General features: G+C 60.2%; 19 protein-coding genes. 10 read left to right on the top strand and 9 right to left on the bottom strand.

Going from position 1 to position 23,050, the window contains the following annotated elements; all coding sequences use genetic code 11:
• Positions 1 to 61 precede the first annotated feature (61 nt).
• From JN524_RS07410 to cmoB, 5 genes are all read left to right on the top strand, one after another.
• Complete coding sequence (locus JN524_RS07410) at positions 62 to 454, top strand: protease inhibitor I42 family protein (RefSeq protein ID WP_145594763.1); 393 nt, start codon at positions 62 to 64, stop codon at positions 452 to 454.
• 2 nt (positions 455 to 456) lie between these two features.
• Positions 457 to 1,110 carry a lysoplasmalogenase family protein gene (locus tag JN524_RS07415; protein WP_202368966.1) on the top strand — a complete coding sequence of 218 codons (654 nt, stop codon included), beginning with the start codon at positions 457 to 459 and terminating at the stop codon, positions 1,108 to 1,110.
• A gap of 130 nt (positions 1,111 to 1,240) precedes the next feature.
• The gene (locus JN524_RS07420; RefSeq protein WP_202368967.1) at positions 1,241 to 1,726 is read left to right on the top strand and encodes a hypothetical protein; all 486 of its coding nucleotides are present in this window, start codon (positions 1,241 to 1,243) and stop codon (positions 1,724 to 1,726) included.
• A 148-nt stretch (positions 1,727 to 1,874) separates the two neighbouring features.
• Positions 1,875 to 2,654, top strand: a complete 780-nt coding sequence (cmoA, locus tag JN524_RS07425; RefSeq protein WP_003227846.1) for a carboxy-S-adenosyl-L-methionine synthase CmoA — start codon at positions 1,875 to 1,877, stop codon at positions 2,652 to 2,654.
• Positions 2,651 to 3,607, top strand: a complete 957-nt coding sequence (gene cmoB, locus JN524_RS07430; RefSeq protein WP_202368968.1) for a tRNA 5-methoxyuridine(34)/uridine 5-oxyacetic acid(34) synthase CmoB — start codon at positions 2,651 to 2,653, stop codon at positions 3,605 to 3,607. Before cmoA ends, cmoB begins: the two co-directional genes overlap by 4 nt.
• A 157-nt stretch (positions 3,608 to 3,764) precedes the next feature.
• On the opposite strand, the gene tadA is transcribed toward cmoB, so the two are convergent.
• Both tadA and JN524_RS07440 read right to left on the bottom strand, forming a co-directional pair.
• Positions 3,765 to 4,265 carry a tRNA adenosine(34) deaminase TadA gene (tadA, locus tag JN524_RS07435; protein ID WP_202368969.1) on the bottom strand — a complete coding sequence of 167 codons (501 nt, stop codon included), beginning with the start codon at positions 4,263 to 4,265 and terminating at the stop codon, positions 3,765 to 3,767.
• Positions 4,265 to 5,641: a multicopper oxidase family protein gene (locus tag JN524_RS07440; RefSeq protein WP_202368970.1), complete on the bottom strand. Its 1,377-nt coding sequence runs from the start codon at positions 5,639 to 5,641 to the stop codon at positions 4,265 to 4,267. The genes tadA and JN524_RS07440 overlap by 1 nt, the downstream gene beginning before the upstream one ends.
• A gap of 227 nt (positions 5,642 to 5,868) precedes the next feature.
• On the opposite strand from JN524_RS07440, the gene JN524_RS07445 reads away from it, so the two are divergent.
• On the top strand, positions 5,869 to 8,811 hold the full coding sequence (locus JN524_RS07445; RefSeq protein ID WP_202368971.1) for a membrane-targeted effector domain-containing toxin: 2,943 nt from the start codon (positions 5,869 to 5,871) through the stop codon (positions 8,809 to 8,811).
• Between the two features lie 82 nt (positions 8,812 to 8,893).
• Here the strand turns inward: JN524_RS07445 and guaA are convergent, their stop codons facing one another.
• The 4 genes from guaA to JN524_RS07465 all read right to left on the bottom strand — a co-directional run bounded on the left by guaA (position 8,894) and on the right by JN524_RS07465 (position 13,713).
• The gene (guaA, locus tag JN524_RS07450) at positions 8,894 to 10,471 is read right to left on the bottom strand and encodes a glutamine-hydrolyzing GMP synthase (protein ID WP_150368528.1); all 1,578 of its coding nucleotides are present in this window, start codon (positions 10,469 to 10,471) and stop codon (positions 8,894 to 8,896) included.
• A gap of 99 nt (positions 10,472 to 10,570) precedes the next feature.
• Positions 10,571 to 12,040, bottom strand: coding sequence for an IMP dehydrogenase (gene guaB / locus JN524_RS07455; protein WP_027612123.1), 1,470 nt, complete (start codon positions 12,038 to 12,040; stop codon positions 10,571 to 10,573).
• Positions 12,041 to 12,246: 206 nt separating this feature from the next.
• Positions 12,247 to 12,795 (bottom strand): sugar ABC transporter ATPase, encoded by a 549-nt coding sequence (locus JN524_RS07460; RefSeq protein ID WP_096795528.1) that lies wholly within the window; start codon positions 12,793 to 12,795, stop codon positions 12,247 to 12,249.
• Positions 12,796 to 12,939: 144 nt separating this feature from the next.
• On the bottom strand, positions 12,940 to 13,713 hold the full coding sequence (locus tag JN524_RS07465) for a sulfite exporter TauE/SafE family protein (RefSeq protein ID WP_202368972.1): 774 nt from the start codon (positions 13,711 to 13,713) through the stop codon (positions 12,940 to 12,942).
• A gap of 100 nt (positions 13,714 to 13,813) precedes the next feature.
• Between JN524_RS07465 and JN524_RS07470 the strand changes: the two genes are divergently transcribed.
• The 4 genes from JN524_RS07470 to leuA all read left to right on the top strand — a co-directional run bounded on the left by JN524_RS07470 (position 13,814) and on the right by leuA (position 19,198).
• Positions 13,814 to 14,701 carry a LysR substrate-binding domain-containing protein gene (locus JN524_RS07470; protein ID WP_202368973.1) on the top strand — a complete coding sequence of 296 codons (888 nt, stop codon included), beginning with the start codon at positions 13,814 to 13,816 and terminating at the stop codon, positions 14,699 to 14,701.
• 132 nt (positions 14,702 to 14,833) lie between these two features.
• The gene (gene xseA / locus JN524_RS07475) at positions 14,834 to 16,213 is read left to right on the top strand and encodes an exodeoxyribonuclease VII large subunit (protein WP_027612127.1); all 1,380 of its coding nucleotides are present in this window, start codon (positions 14,834 to 14,836) and stop codon (positions 16,211 to 16,213) included.
• 3 nt (positions 16,214 to 16,216) lie between these two features.
• On the top strand, positions 16,217 to 17,041 hold the full coding sequence (locus JN524_RS07480; RefSeq protein WP_202368974.1) for a peptidoglycan DD-metalloendopeptidase family protein: 825 nt from the start codon (positions 16,217 to 16,219) through the stop codon (positions 17,039 to 17,041).
• A gap of 477 nt (positions 17,042 to 17,518) precedes the next feature.
• A complete protein-coding gene (leuA, locus tag JN524_RS07485; protein ID WP_027612129.1) occupies positions 17,519 to 19,198 on the top strand; it encodes a 2-isopropylmalate synthase in 1,680 nt (559 codons plus the stop codon).
• A 142-nt stretch (positions 19,199 to 19,340) separates the two neighbouring features.
• Here leuA and JN524_RS07490 read toward each other — a convergent pair whose 3' ends face one another.
• From JN524_RS07490 to der, 3 genes are all read right to left on the bottom strand, one after another.
• Positions 19,341 to 20,132 (bottom strand): amidohydrolase, encoded by a 792-nt coding sequence (locus tag JN524_RS07490; RefSeq protein WP_202368975.1) that lies wholly within the window; start codon positions 20,130 to 20,132, stop codon positions 19,341 to 19,343.
• Complete coding sequence (locus tag JN524_RS07495) at positions 20,120 to 21,268, bottom strand: pyridoxal phosphate-dependent aminotransferase (RefSeq protein ID WP_202368976.1); 1,149 nt, start codon at positions 21,266 to 21,268, stop codon at positions 20,120 to 20,122. Before JN524_RS07495 ends, JN524_RS07490 begins: the two co-directional genes overlap by 13 nt.
• Before the next feature lie 249 nt (positions 21,269 to 21,517).
• Entirely contained in the window at positions 21,518 to 22,990 is a 1,473-nt protein-coding gene (gene der / locus JN524_RS07500) for a ribosome biogenesis GTPase Der (protein WP_003227884.1), read from the bottom strand.
• Positions 22,991 to 23,050: the final 60 nt, after the last annotated feature.

Consider the following 23,050-nt stretch of genomic DNA (forward strand, 5'->3'; position numbering starts at 1 on the left):
CACTTTGTCTCATCTTCAGTTATGCTCGCCGTTCGTCGTCAACGCCGGAGCCACTGAGCCTATGTCCGCCACTCGCCTGTTTGTCCCTCTCGCCCTCTCTTTGCTGGCCGCCTGCGCCACGCAGCCAAAACAGAACGTGACCGTGGAAAACCAGAGCGAATGCCCCGTGCAGTTGACCAACGGACAAAACCTGATCGTCATGCTGCCGAGCAACCCGACCACGGGCTATCGCTGGGCAATTCAGGATTCGGCCGGCGGCGTGCTGCGCGCGCTCAGCCCCGAGGTCTACAGCAGCCCGAAAGACTCGGGCATGGTCGGTGCGGGCGGTTTCTCCACCTGGCGCTTTCAGGCCTTCGCCACCGGCACCGGGCGCCTGCGCCTGACCTCGCAGCAACCTTGGGAACCGGAAGTCGAGCCGGCAGAAACCTTCGACTGCGCGATTTCGGTGAACTGATCGTGGGCTGGCTGATTCTGGCGCTGATGGGCGCGGTGACCTTTCTCTATGGCGTGAGCACCCATGCGGCGCTGCTGTGCCTGTTGGTCAAACCGTTGCCGGTGCTGGCGTTGCTCGGCTGGCTGCACGACGCGCCACCCAGCGACTATCGGCGCTGGATCAGCCTGGGACTGATTTTCTCTGTGCTCGGTGATGTGTTGCTGGCGTGGCCGGGTGATTTGTTTGTGTTTGGCCTCGGTGCGTTTCTGGTCGCGCATCTGGCGTACCTGAAGGCTTATCTCAGCGATTGCAAACGGCTGGCGCTTTTGCCGCTGGTGCTCGCGTTCGGCGTCGGCGCGGTGCTGCTGGGAATTTTGATTTCCGGTGGCCTGGGGCCGTTGCTGGTGCCAGTGGTCGTCTATGGCACCGCCATCAGCGCCATGCTCTGGCGCGCCCTCGCCCGCCTCGGCACCGATGTGCCCAAGCGTTCGGCGCTGCTGGCGGCGGCGGGTGCGCTGGCGTTCGTGTTTTCGGACAGTGTGATCGGCATTGATCGTTTCGTATCGCCATTCCACGCGGCGCCGTACGTGATCATCATCAGTTATTGGTTGGGACAGTGGGGTATTACCGCCTCGGCATTTGGTGAAGGCAAAAAGATGCCTTTCCAGGCTTCATAACCAGATTTTCTACTATCGATACCTAAACATTATAAAAACCTGTCAGATCTGACAGTGGTCTCAGTTATCGCCCCTACTTAATATTGCGGTGAAACTAACCACTCACGATTGTGAACAGGAAAAAACCATCATGAAATTTTTCACAAATAAAAAATCGCGCAATACATTAAAAAAATTCGTAAGTGTCAACTGTGAGATCAGAGCCAAGATTTCCAACCGTGTCGGTTTTCAAACTCAAAATATTCAATTCGCAGAAGACGACAATAGTGACCAAATCGTATTCTTGGGTCGCAGCTATGAAAATGGCTTTCAAGATTCCAAAAAAGGCATGTACATTCAATGCACAAGCGAACTTGAATCCAAAACCTACTCACCCAAAGATCCGGACTTCCCGTTCTCAGAATTCTATTATTTTGAATCCGCTGACAATGGTGAGTTTACAACTTTTTATAATTACCCAGCAGAAAGTGGCACCATTGATGTCGAAGTCATTGAGAAAAGCTCCGAAACATTACGATATCTAATCAAGTACAACGTCAAAGGTCGTGATAGCAGGACTGAGGAGCTTCACATCGTAGGCGAGGCAGAATTAAACGTTTTTAAACGTTCTGCCTGATCGCCTTCAAACAGTGAATGACCTAGGTGCTTTTTGACTTGGTCATTCATTGCTTCTCCGAACTCCCACGCAGCCAAACCTCCTTTCCGATTTGATTTGTCCTCGCTTTATCAGACAACCCAAGCATCCCAGCTCCAGTTTGGCTAAAATGCCGGCCTTTTCCACCGACACCGCCGGAACCGCCGTGAGCAAAGAACCCGATCGCATTTTCGCCCAGCCGATGGCCCAGGTGCCTGACTTCGCCTTCAACGAGGACGTGGTGCGGGTGTTCCCGGACATGATCAAGCGCTCGGTGCCGGGTTATCCGACCATCGTCGAAAACCTCGGCGTACTCGCGGCGCAATTTGCTCAACCGAACAGCGTGCTCTACGACCTCGGCGCTTCGCTCGGCGCCGTGACTCAGGCCTTGCGCCGTCACGTGCGCACCGATGGTTGCCGGGTGATCGCGGTGGATAACTCGGCGGCGATGGTCGAACGCTGCCGCGAGTACCTCAACGGTCAGGATTCGATGTTCCAGGAGTTACTGCCGGTCGAAGTGATCGAAGGCGACATTCTCGCGCTCGAATTCAAACCGGCCTCGGTCGTGGCGCTGAACTTCACCCTGCAATTCATCGCCCCGGAGCAGCGCACCGCATTGCTCTCGCGCATCCGCCAGTCGCTGCTGCCCGGCGGTGCGTTGATCTTGTCGGAAAAACTGCGTTTCAACGATGCGCAAGAGCACGCGCTGCTCACCGACCTGCACGTCGCGTTCAAACGCGCCAACGGCTACAGCGAACTGGAAATTGCCCAGAAGCGCAGCGCCATCGAAAACGTCATGAAGCCCGACAGCCTCGAAGAACACCGCGAACGCCTGCTGGCCGCCGGGTTCTCGAAAGTCGTACCGTGGTTCCAGTGTCTTAACTTTGCCTCGTTGATTGCCTTGCCATGATTGATCTGTCCCCCCTCGCCCGCCGTCTGGCCGGCACCCCGCTGGCCGATTGGGCCAACACCCTGCAAGTGCAACTCGACAAGAAAATGGAGAAAGGTCACGGCGATCTGGAGCGCTGGCAGAGTGCGCTGGACGCGCTACCAAAGGTCCAGCCGAGCGAAGTCGATCTGCTCAACGGCCTGAAACTCGATACCGCTTGCGACGACGAAACCCGCGCGCAAATGCGCACCGCGCTGATGGGCCTGTCGCCGTGGCGCAAGGGGCCGTTTGACCTGTTCGGGGTGCACGTCGACACCGAATGGCGCTCGGACTGGAAGTGGTCGCGGGTCGCCCCGCATCTGGACCTGAAGGGCAAACGCATCCTCGATGTCGGTTGCGGCAACGGCTATTACATGTGGCGCATGCTCGGCGCCGGTGCCGACAGCGTGATCGGCGTCGATCCGAACTGGCTGTTTTTCTGCCAGTTCCAGGCCGTGCAGCGTTATCTGTCCGAGCCGAATGCCTGGCACCTGCCGTTCCCGTTCGAAGACCTGCCGCCGAACCTTGAAGGCTTCGACACGGTGTTCTCGATGGGTGTGTTCTACCACCGTCGTTCGCCGATCGAGCATTTGCTGGCGCTGAAGGATTGCCTGGTCAAGGGCGGCGAGCTGGTGCTGGAAACGCTGGTGGTTGAAGGCGACAAGCATCAAGTGCTGGTGCCGGAAGATCGCTACGCGCAGATGCGCAACGTGTGGTTCCTGCCATCGGTACCGGCGCTGGAATTGTGGCTGCGCCGTGCAGGCTTCACCGATATTCGTTGCGTGGACGTCAGCACCACCACCGTTGAAGAACAGCGCGGTACCGAGTGGATGAAGTATCAGTCGTTGAGCGACTTCCTTGATCCCGAGGATCACAGCAAGACTATCGAAGGGCTGCCGGCGCCGATGCGTGCGGTCATCGTCGCGAAGAAGTAATCCAACTTTTCAAACACCGCGGTGAACTCCCCCCTCACCCCAGCCCTCTCCCCAGGGAGAGGGAGCCGATCTTGGGGCCCTGAGTTCGACTCGATAACTCAGGTCGGCGGATCTCGCCCATCCAACCCGGTCAGTCCCCTCTCCCTCCGGGAGAGGGTCAGGGTGAGGGGCTTTTTGCTCGGCGGGCGCGGAAGAACTCGGTCAGCACCGCCCCACACTCCTCCGCCAGCACCCCACCTTCATACAACACCCGGTGATTCAAAAAGCCCTGGGTAAAGAACTGCCCCTGACTCTGCACAATCCCGGCCTTCGGCTCCAGCGCGCCATACACCACCCGGGCAATGCGTGAATGCACGATCAGCCCGGCGCACATGCTGCACGGTTCCAGCGTCACGTACAGCGTGCTGCCCGGCAGGCGATAGTTGTTTACGGCCTGGGCAGCAGCGCGGATCGCGACCATTTCCGCGTGGGCGCTCGGGTCGCTGGTGGTGATCGGGCAGTTGTAGCCACGCCCGATGATTTCGCCGTCCTGCACCAGCACCGCGCCCACCGGCACTTCACCGAGGGCTGCGCCCTGGGCGGCGAGGCTCAAGGCTTCACGCATGAAATCGCGGTCACGGCTGCGGTCGATGATCGCGGCGGGGCGAATCTGACGCATCACTTCACCTCGATGGCGGCCATCAGGCCGGTTTCCATGTGGTCGATCACGTGGCAATGGAACATCCATACCCCCGGGTTATCCGCCACCAGCGCCACTTGCGCACGCTCGTTCTTGCCCAGCAGATAAGTGTCGGTGAAGTACGGCGTGATCTTGTGCCGGTTCGACGCAATCACTTTGAAGCTCATGCCGTGCAAGTGAATCGGGTGCTGATACTGAGTCATGTTCTTCAGTTCGAAGATGTAGCTCTGGCCCAGCTTCAGGCTGGCAATCGGCCGATCGGCGCAGGTCTTGTCCGTGATGTCCCAAGCCTTGCCGTTGATCTGCCACAGGCTCGGCGGCTTGCCGTTGTCGACATTCACCGACACTGAACCGACCCATTCGAAATTGAAGTTGAGTTTCTCGGCATTCGCCAGATCCGGCTCGGCCACCGGGTTGGCGGGCAAGGCTTTCGGCCACTCGGTCGGCGCATCGTTATTGGCCACCGAGCGCAGAGTCCCCAGACGCACCGGGCCGTTGCGCAGCGACAACTCTTCACCGGCCGGCGGCGCTTTGATCGCCAGGCAAATGCGCATGCCGGGGCCGAGCCAGTATTCCTTGCCCAGCGGCCGCGGCTCGATCGGGTTGCCGTCCAGCGCATAGATCTGCGCTTCAACGCCGGGGATGTTGATGCGATAGGTCAGGGTGTTGTCGAGGTTGAGCAAACGTACCCGGGTGATCTGCCCCGCCGGCAACTCGATCACCGGCGTTGGCAGGCCGTTGATGGTCGACAAGCGCCCCGCCGTACCGCCACGCGCCGCTTCACGGGGGATGCTGAACTCGACGAAATTGCCTTGCTCGTCGATGTGCCAGTTCTTCAGGCTCAGGGTCTTTTCGTACTTGAAACCGGTCGGCTCGCGCTCTTCGACAATCAACGGCCCGACCAGCCCGCGCCCCAGCTCCTCGCTGCTGCTGACGTGCGGGTGATACCAGTAGCTGCCGGCGTCCGGCACACGGAATTTGTAATCGAAGTATTCACCGGGCAGCACCGGCAATTGCGAGACGTACGGCACACCGTCCATCTCCAGCGGCAAACGGATGCCGTGCCAGTGAATGGTGGTCGCCACCGGCAGGTGGTTGATGAAACGCACCCGCAGCCACTCGCCCTGACGCACACGCAGTTCGGTGCCCGGCGCCGATGGGCCGAAAGCCCACGCCTCGGTCTTGTGCCCTGGCACCAATTCAACGTCCAGTGGCGCCGCGATCAGCTCGTAGTCGTGGCCCGCGTCAGCGTCGGCCATCTTGCCCAGCCAGTAACGCGACGCACCTCCCGCCCCGACACCAACGACAACAAGACCGGCCAGGCCACCGAGGATTTGGCGACGGGTAAAGGACATGAACTCAACTACCTCACGTATCTGCGTCGGGCACCGGGCCCGCAAAAGGCAAATACGATACACCTGCAATTGCGAAACAGTAAGGGCAGCGCGGCGGATGGACGCAGTTGCGCCTCGCGCGTACACGATTTCGATCGATCAAGTGACATAACTATGTAGTGCACATGCAGCGAACAGCCGGGCCATCCTGTGCCACCCGTTTTTTCAAGGACAGAGAGCCTGAACACATGCCCAACCCGATGCCCAACGCCACCGACAAGGCCACGCTCAAGGCGATTGCCGCCACCGTCATCCAGACCTGCCCGAGCCTGCAGGACGCTGCTCGACAGGTCGCCAGCGACTTGTTGATCAAATACCAGGTCCACGGCCTCGACCCGGATCAGGTGTATTTCCACCGCTTCGACGCCTCGCAAAGCAGCTCGAATGCCTTCACCGGCTGGGAGCATGTGCACGCCACGCCCACGTCAAGCATGACCCTGACCCAATTGGTGATTCACCGCTTCCGCGTCGCCGATCAGGACAACGCCGACCTGCTCGACGTTTATGGCGGTTTCTACACTGCCGGTCCCGATGCCCACACCTTCGATGAACGCAATGAAGTGCGCCTGCACGGCAACGATGTGCTCAAAGACTTCTGGAGCATCGACTTCAGCGCACTGTACGACGCTCAACTGAACGCTTTCTGGAATACCAGCGGCAGCGACTTTCGTACCCTGGCCAAGTGCAACTTCCTGATCAAAGCGTTGCAGGCACGGGACAAACGACAGTTGAGTGACGAGGATTTCCTGTTCGTCACGCAAGCGGTGATCGGCTCGCTGACGTGGCCAGTCAGCCTGCCAATGCTGCAGACCAGCCACCCTTGCCCGGACAGTGTGCGCACGCTGGACATTGCCGGTTACGCCGCTACCAACGCCCTGCGTTTCGTCATGCCCCAGGGTCGGCAGATCCTCTACCTGCCCGGCAACAGCGATGCATTCCATGTACTGGAAAGCGCCACCGACCTGCACTTCTGGATCCTGCAGAGGATGAACACACCCGCCGCCCGCGAGACATTCCTTGCGCATTTCTCGCTGGCCGACCGGCAGCAGATCAGCGCCAATCTTGGTGACCTGATGAATCGCCTGGTGGCTACGTGGGGCCGCTACGATCATTCGCTGATCAATCAGGACAACCGCGCGGTCAGTGGCGACGCCTTCACCTGGCTGACTGACTCGACCCGTGCGGCGATGTTTGCCGAGGCCAGCCTGTCCCTGACCTCCAATGGCGACCTGCGCAAGAAGCTGTGGATCGGCTATCTCAGCGCCGGGGTCAAGGTTTTCGGGCCAATGGCCGTGGTCGGCTGGCCAATTGCATTGCCGGTGATCGGCGCCAGCATTGCCAACATGGGGCTGAACATCGATCAGGCGGTCAATGGCAAAACTGCCGCCGAGCGCAAGGCCGGGATTGTCGGCGCGGTGCTCAGCGGCATCGACATGCTGTTCAATCTGCTGGCACTCAAGGGCCCGGGATCATTGGCCGAGGTCGGACCCGAGGTGGATGCCGCCGAAGCGGCGGAGATGAGCGACCTAACCGATAAAGTCGGGACGCCGATGGCTGGGCCTCAGCCGTCGATTGCCACGCCCCTGATTGAACACACCCCGCGACCGGTCATTCCGCCGAGCTGGCAAGCCAATGAGTTGCTCGACGGCATTACGCCGGTGAGCGAGCCCGGAAAATTCCAGGGCATTTATCTGCTCGATTCGAACCCCTCGACCGCCATCCTGATGGATGACACCGCCTATTACGTACGCTACGAAGCCGACATCAATGGCAGCGGACACTGGGCGGTCATCGATCCCGAGCACCCCCACGGTTTTACTCGCTCGATCCCGGTACGCCTGAACCCTGAGAGTGAATGGGAAACCATGCCCCGCGCAGGACTCAGCGGCGGCGGCAAGTTTTCGGGCCTGGCCGGATCAAGCAGCCGCAGCCCGCTGACCGCCCTGCCCGCCTCGCAATACGACTTACCCGCACCGCTCAAGGCGCATCTGGAGGAAGGCGCGGCCGGGCTGAATGACGAGGCCTTGCGCGATTTATACGACAGCCTGAACGAGTTCGATGCCTACCGCGACTTCAAGGTCATCCGCAAACGCCTGTATCACGATGCACTGGATTTTTTCAGCACGCTGCGCCTGCCCGATCGTCCTCCGGTGCCCGCCCTGGCGGCAGACGCGACCGCCGAAGAAATTATCGAGAAAATCCTCGAACATGCCCGGGGCCTGGTCATCGGCGAGAGCCACACGGCCATCGGCAGCAAGCAATGGCTGATCGAGAACATGCAATTGCTCGCCAGCAAACAGGTGAAGAGCCTGTACATGGAGCACCTGCTGACCGACTTCCATCAAGCCGCGCTGGATGAGTTCTTCCGCACCGGCAACATGCCGCAAAAACTCGAGGCCTATCTCAAGGCACTCGACGTCGGCAACATGACCGATCCGCTGGAGCGCTACACGTTCCTGGAATTGGTCAAGGAAGCCAGAAAGCAGGGAATCCATGTACAAGCCATCGATTGCATGGCGAGTTACCGACTCAACGGCATGGACTTGCCTGCGGGCAACAACACCGCGCGGCAGAAAATGATGAATTACTTCGCGCGTCTGATGATCCGTGCCGATCAGTCCGCACGCGGCGCGCACAAATGGGTGGCGCTGATGGGCAACTCTCACTCCAACACTTTTGATGGGGTTGCCGGCGTCAGCGAACTGGAAGAGGCAATCGGCATTCGCGTCGAGGATGTCGCCGAAGGGACTTCACGGGGCATTGAAGTCGATCCCGGGAGAATCCTGCCCCTGGGCGGTACGGCGCACGATCGTTCCGCGCTGGTCAGAGGCGACTTGCGCCTGCAAATCGAAACACCCTGGACCGCGCACACCATGACCGAATTCGAAACCTTGTTACCTCGCCATGGCATGTACTCCCTGAAGCAACAACCCAATCTGACGTTCATCGTGCACCGCAGTCGTTCGCGAGAACTGGTGCGGACCGTCATCGACACAGACGGCAAGCACTTCTACATCGAACGCCCCGGCTGGCCTTCGGTGAGCGGTAAACGCTACCCGAGCATGAAAGCGCTGCTGCAAGCGCTGGACGATTTGGGCATGCAACTGGGCGGATGGTCAAAACCGCTGTAACGCAAAAACAGAAAAGCCGTGTGAAACGAATTTCACACGGCTTTTCGGTTGCAGCGCTCAAGCCTTCACGGCTTGCGCGGGATCACTCCCACTCAATGGTCGCCGGCGGCTTGCTCGACACGTCGTAAGTGACGCGCGAAATACCTTCGATTTCATTGATGATGCGGCCGGAGACGGTTTCCAGCAGTTCGTAAGGCAGGTGTGCCCAACGTGCGGTCATGAAGTCGATGGTTTCCACGGCACGCAAAGCCACGACCCAGGCGTAACGACGGCCGTCGCCGACCACGCCAACCGATTTCACTGGCTGGAACACCACGAAGGCCTGGCTGACTTTGTGGTACCAGTCGGCTTTGCGCAGTTCTTCGATGAAGATATGGTCGGCGCGACGCAGCAGGTCGGCGTATTCCTTCTTCACTTCACCGAGGATGCGTACGCCCAGACCCGGGCCCGGGAACGGGTGACGGTAGACCATGTCGTACGGCAGGCCCAGTTCCAGACCCAGACGACGGACTTCGTCCTTGAACAGTTCGCGCAGTGGCTCGACCAGTTTCAGGTTCATCTCTTCCGGCAGGCCGCCCACGTTGTGGTGCGACTTGATCACGTGCGCCTTGCCGCTTTTCGCGCCAGCCGACTCGATCACGTCCGGGTAGATGGTGCCCTGCGCCAGGTACTTGATGTTGTCCAGCTTGCAGGATTCGGCATCGAACACGTCGATGAAGGTACGGCCGATGATCTTGCGCTTCTTCTCCGGGTCGGCTTCGCCGGCCAGGTTGTTGAGGAACTGGTCTTCAGCGTTGGCACGAATCACCTTGACGCCCATGTTCTCAGCGAACATGGCCATCACTTGCTCGCCTTCGTGCAGACGCAGCAGGCCGTTGTCGACGAAGACGCAGGTCAGTTGGTCGCCGATGGCTTTGTGCAGCAGCGCCGCAACCACCGAGGAGTCAACGCCGCCGGACAGACCCAGCAGCACGTTGTCGGTGCCGACCTGTGCGCGGATGTTGGCGATGGCGTCTTCAGCGATCTTCGACGGAGTCCACAGGGCTTCACAGCCGCAGATGTCGAGCACGAAGCGCGAGAGGATGCGACCGCCCTGCTTGGTGTGGGTCACTTCCGGGTGGAACTGCACGCCGTAGTAAGCGCGCTCGTCGTTGAACATGCCGGCGATCGGGCAGCTTGGGGTGCTGGCCAGGATGTGGAAGTCTTCCGGCATCCTGGTGACCTTGTCACCGTGGCTCATCCACACGTCGAGACCGAACAGGCCGTCGGCGTCGATATGGTCCTCGATGCCGTCGAGCAGGCGGCTCTTGCCGACTACGTCAACGCGGGCGTAACCGAACTCACGCAGCTCGGAACCTTCAACCTTGCCGCCCAGTTGCTCGGCCATGGTCTGCATGCCGTAGCAGATACCGAAGACCGGCACGCCCAGATCGAAGACTGCCTGTGGGCAGCGCGGGCTGTTGGCTTCGTGCACGGACTCGGGGCCGCCGGCGAGGATGACGCCTTTCGGTGCGAATTCGCGGATCGCCTCTTCGTCCATGTCGAACGGGTGCAGCTCGCAATACACACCGATCTCGCGCACGCGGCGGGCAATCAGTTGGGTGTATTGCGAACCGAAGTCGAGGATCAGGATGCGGTGAGCGTGAATGTCGAGGGCCATGATTCAGTCTCGTCTAAGTAATTCAGAAACAGTCGTGATTCAGAAACAACTCGGGGCTGAATAAAACAGCCCCGGTTGCTTAACGATTTGCTTGAAGCATCAACCTACGCGGTAGTTTGGCGCTTCTTTGGTGATCTGCACGTCGTGAACGTGGGATTCGGCCATACCGGCACCGGTGATCCGCACGAACTCAGGCTTGGTGCGCATTTCTTCGATGTTGGCGCTGCCGGTGTAACCCATCGAGGAACGCAGACCACCCATCAATTGGTGAATGATCGCCGTCAGGGTGCCTTTGTACGGCACACGGCCTTCGATCCCTTCCGGAACGAGCTTCTCGGCGCCTGCCGAGGAGTCTTGGAAGTAACGGTCGGAAGAACCTTGCGCCTGAGACATGGCGCCCAGCGAACCCATGCCGCGATAAGCCTTGTAGGAACGGCCCTGGAACAGTTCGATCTCGCCCGGCGCTTCTTCAGTACCGGCGAACATCGAACCCATCATCACGCAGGACGCACCGGCTACGATGGCCTTGGACAGGTCACCGGAGAACCGGATGCCGCCGTCGGCGATCAACGGCACGCCAGTGCCTTCAAGGGCAGCGGCGACGTTGGCGATGGCACTGATTTGCGGCACGCCGACACCGGCGACGATACGGGTGGTGCAGATCGAGCCTGGGCCGATACCGACCTTGACCGCATCGGCACCCGCTTCGGCCAGGGCCTTGGCGGCTGCGCCGGTGGCGATGTTGCCGCCGATCACCTGCACTTCAGGGAAATTCTCTTTGACCCAGCGAACGCGGTCGATCACGCCCTTGGAGTGACCGTGTGCGGTGTCGACCACCACCACGTCCACACCGGCGTTGACCAGCGCGGCAACGCGGTCACCGGTGTCTTTCCCGGTACCGACGGCAGCGCCAACGCGCAGACGACCTTGATCGTCCTTGCTGGCCAGCGGGTAGGCTTTGGCTTTTTCGATGTCTTTGACGGTCATCATGCCTTTGAGGGCAAATTTGTCGTCGACGATCAGGACTTTTTCCAGGCGGTGCTTGTGCAGCAACTCGCGGACTTCGTTCTTGTCGGCGCCTTCACGCACGGTGACCAGACGCTCTTTAGGCGTCATCACTTCACGCACGGTGGCTTCCAGACGGGTTTCGAAGCGGACGTCACGGGAAGTGACGATGCCGACCAGGTCGCCATCGTGCAGCACCGGAACGCCGGAAATGTTGTGCATGCGGGTCAATTCGAACAGGTCACGCACCGTGGCATCAGCCTCGATGGTGATCGGATCCTTGACGACGCCGGCTTCGAACTTCTTGACCTTGCGCACTTCGGCAGCTTGCTGCTCGATGGTCATGTTCTTGTGGATGATACCGATACCACCTTCCTGAGCCATGGCGATTGCCAGACGGGCTTCAGTGACGGTGTCCATGGCGGCAGAAACCAGAGGAATATTCAGCTCGATGCCACGGGTAAGGCGGGTCTTGAGACTGACTTCGTTAGGAAGCACCTCGGAATAACCAGGCACTAGGAGAATGTCGTCGAATGTCAGAGCTTCTTGGCTGATACGCAGCATCGCGGGGGCTCCCGAGCGGGAAAATGGAAGCGCGCCATTATAGTCAGACACCCCCTGCTGTTCAATGTAAAACTCAGCCTAATTGATGTACGGGCCCGCTGTTTTCTGTAGGAGCTGCCGAAGGTTGCGATCTTTTGATCTTGTCTTTAAAAAAACAAGGTCAAAAGATCGCAACCTTCGGCAGCTCCTACAGGGCCGAATGCAGGTCAGAGTTCGACTTTTACCCAGCTGACAGGTTGATCGAGCCAATCGGCGAACTCATCGATAAAACTCTGCTTGAACCCGGCTTCCAGCCAGTTGTTGAAGATGAAGCCGAGGTTGGAAAACGCACATTCCTGCAAGAACAGAAAGCCGTTGATGTCGTCTTCATGCCCGCATTCCGGGCAGGTGAAGTTGTCGGTGCGGCCTGGAAACCAGTCTTCCAGGCTTTCGAACAGCGCTTCGCCGACTTCACGGCGGCACTCGGCGCACCCGGCTTCTTCGAGAAAGCCCTTGGCCGGCGTGTAGATGCAGCGCTTGACGATGATCTCCAGTCCATTGACCGGCTCACCGAAGGGCAGCGCCTCGGGGTGCAGCACCACCGCACGCGCGCCGTCGGCAATCGCATGGGCCATGCGGTTGCCGGTGCGGCCGCAGGTAGTCAGCTGTTCTTCGATGATGTTCTTGCGCACCAGCCAGCGCACGATCGCCCGGGCCCGGGGTTCGTGGACCGGCAGGGTGGAGATTTTCGGGACGATGATGCTTTGCGAATTCATGGAAAGTCCTGCGGTATGGCTTCTGACGCCTTCGCGAGCAAGCCCGCTCCCACATTGAAATGCAATTCCCTGTGGGAGCGGGCTTGCTCGCGAAGGAGCCCTGAAGGCCGGCAGCTTAATCCCTGACGAAATCCGGTCAAGTGCTCACGCCATACTAATAATGTAGCGCCCGATCAACGCAATCCCGCTCGCCAGCACCAGCCAGGTCACCAATCGCACAAACGCCTCGCGCGACAAGCGCATCGTCAACCGCCGCCCGATCCACAGGCCCAGCACCATGGCCGGCAACAGACACAGCGCCAGCATCAACAAGGGTAGCTCGGCATACACCCCGGCGATGGCGAACAGGCTCAAACGCACCACCGTGCTGCAACTGATCAGCGCACTTTGCGTGGCCCGCGCCGCGTCCTTGGGCAGGCGGCTGTTGAGATAGATCGCATATAGAAAGCCGCCACTGCCAAACAGCGCGCCAAACAGCCCGCCTACCGTGCCCATCGGTAGCGCCCATGCGGCAGACAACTGCGTCGGCCGGGTTTTCACCCACAGGCTGTAAACCGCATAAGTGCTGATGAACAACCCCATCAACAGCAACAACAGATCGGATTTGAGGTTAAGCAGGAAAATCACCCCCAACGTGCACCCCACCGCCATGCACGGCAGCAGCCGCAACAACTCGGGCTTGGCCACATCCCGGCGCGAGGGCAGCAGGTTGCCGAACGCCGCGACGAAATCCAGCAGCACCAGCAGCGGCACGATTTTCGACAACGGCATGAACAGAATCAGAATCGGACCCGCGACCAGTGCGGTACCGAACCCGGCAATCCCGAACACGATATAGGCCAGTGCGATGCCCAGCCCGATCACCGCCCAGCCGCCCGCGCCCCACGTCCACTCGCTCAACAACCCCGCCACGCTCATCGGTTCGCTTCCTTTATAAGCCTGTGATGACTTTAGCCAGCGCCAAGCCTTGCGACTAATATGTTCAAAGCCACTCACTCATCTCGAAAAGGAATACCTGGTGCTTTCTACCCGACAACTGCGCTACTTCGTGGAAATCGCCGAGTGCGGCAGCTTCAGTGCTGCGGCTGAACGCCTGTTCATCGCGCAGTCGGCCCTGAGCAGGCAGATCAAGGACATGGAAACCCGCCTGCAAACCGCGCTGTTCGAACGCACCGCACGCCAGCCCCGGCTCACAGCGGCGGGTGAGGCGTTTCTGCCCCGGGCCAGAAACCTGCTCAACGAACTGAGCAAAGCCAGCGCGATGGCGACCGAAGTCGGTAACGGACAACTGGGCACGCTGCGTCTGAGTCATTCCAGCACCGTGTCGATCAACGGGCATTTATTACGTCGGATCAGCACTTATCTCGATCAGCAGCAGGGCGTGTCGCTCGACATCGGCAAGCTGTCCTCCGAGGCGCAGCTTGAGGAACTCGCGGAAGGACGCCTCGACATTGGCCTGTTGCGCCTGCCGGTGTTGCGTCAGCGTGAAGGTATTCAGGTTGTGCCATTGTTCACCGAGCGCCTGCTGCTGGCGGTGCCGAACGATCATCGCCTGGCCGATTCGGCCGCTGTCGAATTGGCGCAACTGAAGGACGAGCCGTTTATCTCGATCCCGCATCCGCAGCGTGGCGGGCTCAGCTATTTGTGTGCCGACCTGTGCATGCGTCAGGGCTTTTTCCCCAAAGCGGCGCGGGTGATGTCGCGAAAGACTACGCAGTTGCAGTTGATCCAGGCTGGATTCGGCATCGCCCTACTGCCCGAATCAATGCAGGAGATTGCTCCAGTCGGCGTACGATTTCTGCCGCTGAGCGATCACGATTGCCAAAGCACCGTCGCCCTCGCCTATCGCCAGAATCCCACGCCACTGATTCAACACTTCATCCAGACCTTCACCCACCCCCTGTAGGAGCTGCCGAAGGCTGCGATCTTTTGATCTTGATCTCAAAAAAACCAGATCAAAAGATCGCAGCCTCGTTTCACTCGACAGCTCCTACAGGGATCGTGCAATGACGGCGACAATGCCTTTAAACTGCGCCCCATGATTAAAGATCCCTTTGCAAGACTTGGCCTGGACCGTGAAGTCCTGACCGTCAGCCAGCTCAACGGCCGCGCGCGGGTGTTGCTCGAAGACGTGTTCAGCAACATTTGGGTCGAAGGCGAAATCTCCAACCTCGCCCGCCCGGCGTCCGGTCACGTGTATTTCACCCTCAAAGACAGCGGGGCGCAGGTGCGTTGCGCGCTGTTCCGCAATAATGCGGCGCGGGTGCGTCAGGCGCTGAAGGACGGTCTGGCCGTGAAGGTGCGCGGCAAGGTCTCGCTGTTCGAAGGCCGTGGCGACTATCAGCTGATTCTCGATACCGTGGAGCCGGCCGGTGACGGCGCGCTACGCCTGGCCTTCGATGCGCTGAAGGAAAAGCTCAGCGCCGAAGGTCTGTTCAGTGCCGAACGCAAAGTGCCGTTGCCGGCGCATCCGCAACGCATTGGCATCATCAGTTCGCCGACCGGCGCGGTGATTCGCGACATCATCAGCGTGTTCCGCCGCCGGGCGCCGCAGGTGCAACTGACGCTGATCCCGACCGCCGTGCAGGGCCGCGAAGCCACGGCGCAAATCGTCCGCGCGCTGAAACTGGCCGACGCCCGTGGTTTCGACGCGCTGATCCTCGCCCGTGGCGGTGGTTCGCTGGAAGACCTCTGGTGCTTCAACGAAGAAGCCGTGGCCCGCGCGGTCGATGCCTGCGTGACGCCGATTGTCAGCGCCGTCGGGCATGAAACCGACGTGTCGATCAGTGACTTCGTGGCTGACGTGCGCGCCCCAACGCCCTCCGCCGCCGCCGAACTGCTGGCCCCGGATTCGAGCCACCTGATCCGTCAGGTCGAAAGTCTGCACCGGCGTTTGGTAATGCGCATGCGCGACCGGCTGATGCGCGATCGTCTGCGCCTGGAAGGCATGGCCCGCCGCCTGCGTCATCCCGGCGAACGCCTGCGTCAGCAAGCGCAACGCCTGGATGACCTGGACATGCGCATGCGCCGGGCTTTCGAGCGCCAGCTCAATACCCGCCGCGAACGCCTGATTCGTCTGGAAACCCGCCTCGCCGGGCAACACCCGGGACGCCAACTGGCGATGCTGCGCCAGCGCCTCGACAGCCTCGCCGAACGTCTGCCGCGAGCCATGCGCGAAGGTCTGAAAAGCCGTCGCCTGCAATTGCACAGCCAGATGCAGACGCTGCATGTGGTCAGTCCGCTGGCGACTCTCGGCCGCGGTTACAGCATTCTGCTCGATGAGCGCGGGCACGCCATTCGCAACGCCGCGCAGACCCACACCGGTCAACGCCTGAAGGCAAAACTGGGCGAAGGCGAACTGCAAGTGCGCGTCGAGGACAACCACCTGACGCCTGTCACCCTTTCTCTACTGGACTGATCCATGCCGCGTTTTTTTGCTCCGTTATTGTTGCTGTGCCTGACCTCCTTCAACGCCCACGCCGACAGCTACATCACCCGTTTGCTGAACAAACCGGTGCCGGGCGGCGTCGCGGTGGTCGATCTGGGCAGCGCTGCGCAGGCACCAAAAGCCACCTATCAGGGCAAACCGGTGCTGGTGGTGAAAGAACAGAACAACTGGCTGGCGATTGTCGGCGTGCCGCTGACGGTCAAACCCGGCAGCCAGCAGATCAGCAGCGGTGGGCGCAATCTGCCGTTCACGGTTGGCAACAAGAAATACCCGGAACAGCACATCACCCTGAAGAACACTCAACAGGTCAATCCGAACCCGGCCAATCTCAAGCGCATCGAGGGCGAACTGGCCGAGCAGATCAAGGCTTACCGCAGCTTCAGCCCGAACACCCCGAGCAACCTGCTGCTGGACAAACCGGTCAACGGGCCGCTGTCGAGCAAGTTCGGTGTGCGCCGCTTCTTCAATGGTGAAGAGCGCAACCCTCATGCCGGCCTCGACTTTGCAGTGCCCGCCGGCACGCCGATCAAGACCCCGGCGGCGGGCAAGGTGATTCTGACCGGCAACTACTTCTTCAACGGCAACACGGTGTTTGTCGATCACGGACAGGGCTTTATCAGCATGTTCTGCCACATGTCGAAAATCGAGGTGAAGGTCGGCGATCAACTGGCCCGGGGCGCGGTGGTGGGCAAGGTCGGCTCGACCGGCCGGGCGACCGGGCCGCACATGCACTGGAACATCAGCCTGAACGATGCGCGGGTGGATCCGGCGATTTTCATTGGGGCATTTCAGCCCTGAATTTGTGTTGAGGCCACTGGCCTCTTCGCGGGCAAGCCCGCTCCCACAGGTTTCTCGGGTGTACATAATATTCGTGAACGACACGGACACTGTGGGAGCGGGCTTGCCCGCGAATGCGGTCTATCCAATCCGAAAATATTGCTGACACCCGATCAACATCAATTGCGCCCCAATCTAACCTCACGCAAACATCAACAAGAAACGCCGACTTACAAGCAATAAAATTCTGCAAAATCCAGTATTTCGAGTATTCCTCTCAATTTTTTTCGACTGCTTGCCATCCTCTCCCCTCGCGGTTAGGGTTGAAGGCATGAAAACCTCTCACACCCTTATTCAGCTTCGCCAGCACCGCAGTTTGTGCCTCGTCAGCGCACGACTGCCGGGCTGAATCGCTGCGCCTCGTCCCAAGCTGTTCCCCGAACATTCGTTCCACCGGCAGGCCGCCTCTTTTCGGCCCAGACAATAAGGATTTTCCCGATGAGCATGCTCAAAGACCCGTCTTCGAAATACCGCGCGTTCCCCGTCATCAATCTGCCGGATCGCACCTGGCCGTCGAAAACCATCGACGCCGCGCCGATCTGGTGCAGCTCCGACCTGCGTGACGGTAACCAGTCGCTGATCGAGCCGATGGACGCGGTGAAGAAGCTGCGCTTCTGGAAAACCCTCGTGCAAGTCGGCGTGAAGGAAATCGAAGCCTCGTTCCCGGCCGCTTCGCAAACCGACTTCGACTTCGTGCGTACCCTGATCGAAGAAGGCCACATCCCGGACGACACCACCATTCAGGTGCTGACCCAGGGCCGTGAAGACTTGATCGAGCGCACCTTCGAATCCCTGCGCGGGGCGAAGAAAGCCATCGTTCACCTGTACAACGCCACCTCGCCGTCTTTCCGTCGCATCGTCTTCAACCAGGACAAGGACGGCATCAAGGCCATCGCGGTCAACGCCGCCAAGCTGTTCGTCAAATACGCGGCGATGCAACCGGACACCGAGTGGACTTTCGAATACTCCCCGGAAACCTTCAGCGCCACCGAGCTGGAGTTTGCCAAGGAAGTCTGTGACGCGGTGATCGAGGTCTGGAACCCGACGCCTGAGCACAAGATGATACTCAACTTGCCGGCCACCGTTGAATGCGCGACCCCGAACGTCTACGCCGACCAGATCGAATGGTTCGGCCGCAACATCAACCGTCGTGACAGCGTGATCATCAGCCTGCACACCCACAACGACCGTGGCACCGGCGTCGCCGCCACCGAGTTGGGCCTGATGGCCGGCGCGGATCGCGTCGAAGGCTGCCTGTTCGGCAACGGCGAGCGCACCGGTAACGTCGACCTCGTTACTGTGGCACTGAACATGTACACCCAGGGCGTTGACCCTGAGCTGGACTTCTCCGACATCGACGGCGTGCGCAAAGTCGTCGAAGAGTGCAACCAGATCCAGGTGCACCCGCGTCACCCGTACGTCGGCGACCTGGTTCACACCGCATTCTCCGGCTCGCACCAGGACGCGATCCGCAAGGGCTTCGCCCAGCAGAAACCGGATACCCTGTGGGAAGTGCCGTACCTGCCGATCGACCCGGCCGACATCGGTCGCAGCTACGAGGCGGTGATTCGTGTGAACAGCCAGTCGGGCAAGGGCGGTATCGCCTACCTGCTGGAGCAGGAATACGGCATCAGCCTGCCGCGTCGCATGCAGATCGAGTTCAGCCAGGTGGTGCAGCGGGAAACCGATCGCCTCGGCCTGGAAATGACCGCCAAGCAGATCCACTCGCTGTTGATCAGCGAATACCTGCAAGCCAACACCCCGTACGCGCTGGTCAGCCATCGCCTGCAGGAAGAAAACGGCAACAGCGCCGTCGAAGTGGAAGTGGCGAGCAAGGGTCAGGGCGAAACCAACCTGCACTGGCGCGGCAAGGGCAACGGCGCGCTGGAAGCACTGGTGGCCGGCCTGCCGATTCCGGTGGAGATCATGGACTACAACGAACACGCGATCGGCGCGGGCACCAACGCCAAGGCAGCCGCGTACATCGAGCTGCGCGTGAACGGTGAGCGTGCGGTGCACGGCGTGGGTATCGATGAAAACATCACCACCGCCAGCTTCAAGGCGCTGTTCAGTGCGCTGAACCGCTCGTTGAGCCAGCCGGAAGCGAAAGCGGCCTAAGCCTTCGCTGAAATGCAAAAGGCCCCGGAGTGTGAACTCTGGGGCCTTTTTGTTTAGATCAAAAGATCGCAGCCTTCGGCAGCTCCTACAGGATGTACGCCGTCCCGATGTAAGAGCTGCCGCAGGCTGCGATCTTTGTTTTTCAGGTGAACTCGAAGGTATCCGCATCCAGATTCGCCGGGAAGCGCTCGCGATACGCCGCCAATGGCGCGGCTTCCAGTACAACCTTGAAAACCCCGTCCGCCTCCCCCGCCGCCAGCAACGTCTCACCCTGGAAATCCAGCACCTGACTGTCGCCGGTATAGGCAAAGCCCTTGCCGTCGGTGCCGATCCGGTTCACTGCCGCCACGTAGCACAGGTTTTCAATCGCCCGCGCCGGCAACAAGCGGTTCCAGTGCAGACGCCGCGCACCCGGCCAGTTGGCGGTGTACAACAGCAGATCGGTGTCCTGCGCGTCGCGACTCCACACCGGGAAGCGCAGGTCGTAGCAAATCAGCGGCCGAATGCGCCAGCCCTTGAGTTCGAACTGCACCTGGCGCTCGCCGGGGGTGTAGTGATTGTGTTCGCCGGCCATGCGGAACAGGTGGCGCTTGTCGTAATGCCAGACTTCGCCGTCCGGGCGCGCCCACAGCAGGCGGTTGCGATGGCTGCCGTCAGCCGCCTGAATGATCACGCTGCCGGTGATCACCGCATTGAGCTTCGCGGCCTGCGCCTTCATCCATTTGCTGGTCGGGCCATGCTCGGCTTCGGCGAGGGTTTCCGATTCCATGGAGAAACCGGTGGTGAACATCTCCGGCAGGATGATCAGATCCGCGCCTCGGGCCTGCTCCAGCAACACGTCGAAGTGCTCGAGGTTGGCCTGACGGTCATGCCAGGCCAGGCTGGTCTGGATCAGCGCCAGATTGAGATCAGGCAATGCACTCAGATCACGCATAGTTTTGCCGCTGCCTCGCGCAGCGTCTCCTCGCGTTTGGCAAAGCACAGGCGCACCAGGCGCTGGCCTTGCGGTGGATTCTGATAGAACACCGAAACTGGAATACTGGCGACGCCGTGTTCGCGGGTCATCCAGATCGCCATGTCGACGTCGTTCAAGTCAGGACGGATCTGCGAGTAGTCGACCAACTGGAAATAGGTGCCGGTGACGCGGGTGAAGGTAAAGCGCGACGGCGCCAGCAAATCGCAGAACAGGTCGCGTTTGGCCTGATAGAAACCCGGCAGCTCTTCGACGTGTTCCGGGTGCTCGGCCATGTAATCGGCCAGGGCGTATTGCAGTGGCGTGACCCCGCAGAAACTGACGTACTGGTGCACCTTGCGCAGCTCGGCGTTCAGCGCCGGCGGTGCAACCACGTAACCGGTTTTCCAGCCCGTCACGTGGTAAGTCTTGCCGAACGAGCTGACCACAAATGCGCGCTGGTACAGCTCTTCGTGGGACAGTACGCTGACATGCGGCACGCCGTCGAACACCAGATGTTCGTACACCTCGTCGCTGATCAGGTAGATGTCACGACCACGGATCAATTCCGCCAGTTGATCGAGCTCGGCACGGCTGATCAGTGCACCGCTCGGGTTGTGCGGGGTGTTGATGACGATCATTTTCGTGCGCGGGCTGAGGGCCGCGGCGAGCTTGTCGAAATCGATGGAGAAATCGTGCGGGTTCAGCTGCACATGCACGCAGCGGCCACCCGCCAACTGCGTCGCCGGGTCATAGCTGTCGTAGCACGGATCGAACACGATGACTTCGTCGCCGCTGTGGATAACCGCCTGAATCGCACAAAAGATCGCCTGGGTCGCACCCGGCGTAACGGTCACTTCGCTGTCGGCACCGACTTTCACGCCATAGCTGCGCGCGATTTTCGCCGCGATCTGCTCGCGCAGCGCCGGCAGGCCGGTCATCGGTGAATACTGGTTATGGCCGCTGGCGATATGCCGACCGACCGCGTCACGCAGAGACTGCGGGCCGTCGAAATCAGGAAAACCCTGGGACAGGTTGATCGCTCCGGTCTGCGCCGCGAGCTGAGACATCTGCGTGAAAATAGTGATGCCGACATTCGGCAGCTTACTGGTGATCATCGAGGGGTTCCCTGCTCTACACCCGGCTCTGACGGCGGCGCGGGAGAGCCCGAGAATAGCCCATCCGGCGCCCATAAAAAAAGGGCGCTCAACTGAGCACCCTCTTTATCGCCGAACCCTGTAGGAGCTGCCGCAGGCTGCGATCTTTTGATCTTGCCTTCAAAGCAAAGTCAAAAGATCGCAGGCTTCGCCAGCTCCTACAGAAGCGGTTGAGCGTTCCCACGCAATTGTGGGAACAATCAACCTTGATCACTTCTTGTCGCGGCGCTTCTTGCTGGCTTTCTTGTTGTGCGACATCAAACGACGCTTCTTGTTGACCTGGCGGTCGGTCAGCGTGTTCTTGTTGCCTTCGTACGGGTTCTCGCCGCCCTTGAACTCGATGCGGATCGGCGTACCGACCAGCTTCAGCACACGGCGGTAAGTGTTCTCCAGATAGCGCACATACGACTTCGGCACTTTCTCGATCTGGTTACCGTGAATCACGATGATCGGCGGGTTCGCGCCACCCAGGTGAGCGTAACGCAGCTTGATCCGGCGGCTGTTGACCATCGGCGGCTGGTGCTCGCTGACCGCGTCTTCGAGAATCTGCGTCAGGCGGCTGGTCGGCCAGCGGGTAACCGCAGACTTGAACGAGTTCTGTACCGAGGCGTAGAGGTTGCCCACGCCCGTGCCGTGCAGCGCCGAGATGAAGTGAATATCGGCGAAGTCGACGAAGAACAGACGACGTTGCAGCTCGACCTTGACGTAGTCGCGCTCGCTCGGGGTCATGCCGTCCCATTTGTTGATCGCGATCACCAGCGCACGGCCAGCTTCGAGGGCAAAGCCCAGCAGGTTGAGGTCGTGATCGACCACGCCTTCGCGGGCGTCCATCACGAAGATCACCACGTTGGCGTCTTTGATCGCCTGCAGGGTTTTGACCACGGAGAATTTTTCGACTTCTTCGTGGATCTTGCCGCGCTTGCGCACACCGGCGGTGTCGATCAGCGTGTACTTCTCGTCGTTACGCTCGAACGGGATGTAGATACTGTCGCGGGTGGTGCCGGGTTGGTCGTAGACGATCACCCGGTCTTCACCGAGCATGCGGTTGACCAGGGTCGACTTGCCGACGTTCGGACGGCCGATGATGGCGATCTTGATCCCGTCTTTTTCGCTCGGGCCAGGAATGCGCTTGGCTTCCTCGCCTTCGGCAACGATCTCTTCCTCTTCGCCTTCCTGCGGCTCGTCTTCGTCACGCGGGAAATCGCTCAGTGCCGCTTCCAGCAGTTGAGTGATACCACGGCCGTGAGCACCGGCGATCGGGATCGCGTGGCCCATGCCCAGCGGGGCAAATTCAGCGCGGGCCATTTCCGGGTCGATGTTGTCGACCTTGTTGGCAACCACGTGGGAACGCTTGTTACGCTTGCGCAAGTGTTCGGCGATCATCTGGTCGGCGGCGGTGAAACCGGCCTTGGCATCTACCAGGAACAGCACAACATCCGCTTCTTCAATGGCCAGCAGCGACTGCTCGGCCATTTTTTCGTCCATACCGTGTTCGTCACCGGAGATACCGCCGGTGTCGATCAGAATGTAGGAACGCCCTTGCCACTTGGCCTCACCGTACTGGCGATCACGGGTCAGACCGGACAAGTCGCCGACGATGGCGTCACGAGTCCTGGTCAGGCGGTTGAACAAGGTGGATTTGCCGACGTTCGGTCGGCCCACCAGGGCGATTACGGGAACCATGCGGCTCTCCACTTCGTTATTTCAGAAAATACAAAAGCCGCTGCGAGGCAGCGGCTGGTG

This window comes from Pseudomonas sp. MWU318, assembly GCF_016756945.1.
Lineage (GTDB): Bacteria > Pseudomonadota > Gammaproteobacteria > Pseudomonadales > Pseudomonadaceae > Aquipseudomonas > Aquipseudomonas putida_A.

Bases quoted from the DNA above. Each gene is read 5' to 3' on its own strand.
- guaB (WP_027612123.1), bottom strand. From the start codon at position 12,040: ATGCTGCGTATCAGCCAAGAAGCTCTGACATTCGACGACATTCTCCTA.
- der (WP_003227884.1), bottom strand. From the start codon at position 22,990: ATGGTTCCCGTAATCGCCCTGGTGGGCCGACCGAACGTCGGCAAATCC.
- JN524_RS07420 (WP_202368967.1), top strand. From the start codon at position 1,241: ATGAAATTTTTCACAAATAAAAAATCGCGCAATACATTAAAAAAATTC.
- JN524_RS07445 (WP_202368971.1), top strand. From the start codon at position 5,869: ATGCCCAACCCGATGCCCAACGCCACCGACAAGGCCACGCTCAAGGCG.
- JN524_RS07460 (WP_096795528.1), bottom strand. From the start codon at position 12,795: ATGAATTCGCAAAGCATCATCGTCCCGAAAATCTCCACCCTGCCGGTC.
- cmoA (WP_003227846.1), top strand. From the start codon at position 1,875: ATGCCGGCCTTTTCCACCGACACCGCCGGAACCGCCGTGAGCAAAGAA.
- cmoB (WP_202368968.1), top strand. From the start codon at position 2,651: ATGATTGATCTGTCCCCCCTCGCCCGCCGTCTGGCCGGCACCCCGCTG.
- guaA (WP_150368528.1), bottom strand. From the start codon at position 10,471: ATGGCCCTCGACATTCACGCTCACCGCATCCTGATCCTCGACTTCGGT.
- JN524_RS07410 (WP_145594763.1), top strand. From the start codon at position 62: ATGTCCGCCACTCGCCTGTTTGTCCCTCTCGCCCTCTCTTTGCTGGCC.
- JN524_RS07480 (WP_202368974.1), top strand. From the start codon at position 16,217: ATGCCGCGTTTTTTTGCTCCGTTATTGTTGCTGTGCCTGACCTCCTTC.
- JN524_RS07490 (WP_202368975.1), bottom strand. From the start codon at position 20,132: ATGCGTGATCTGAGTGCATTGCCTGATCTCAATCTGGCGCTGATCCAG.
- JN524_RS07465 (WP_202368972.1), bottom strand. From the start codon at position 13,713: ATGAGCGTGGCGGGGTTGTTGAGCGAGTGGACGTGGGGCGCGGGCGGC.
- JN524_RS07440 (WP_202368970.1), bottom strand. From the start codon at position 5,641: ATGTCCTTTACCCGTCGCCAAATCCTCGGTGGCCTGGCCGGTCTTGTT.
- leuA (WP_027612129.1), top strand. From the start codon at position 17,519: ATGAGCATGCTCAAAGACCCGTCTTCGAAATACCGCGCGTTCCCCGTC.
- xseA (WP_027612127.1), top strand. From the start codon at position 14,834: ATGATTAAAGATCCCTTTGCAAGACTTGGCCTGGACCGTGAAGTCCTG.
- JN524_RS07495 (WP_202368976.1), bottom strand. From the start codon at position 21,268: ATGATCACCAGTAAGCTGCCGAATGTCGGCATCACTATTTTCACGCAG.
- tadA (WP_202368969.1), bottom strand. From the start codon at position 4,265: ATGCGTCAGATTCGCCCCGCCGCGATCATCGACCGCAGCCGTGACCGC.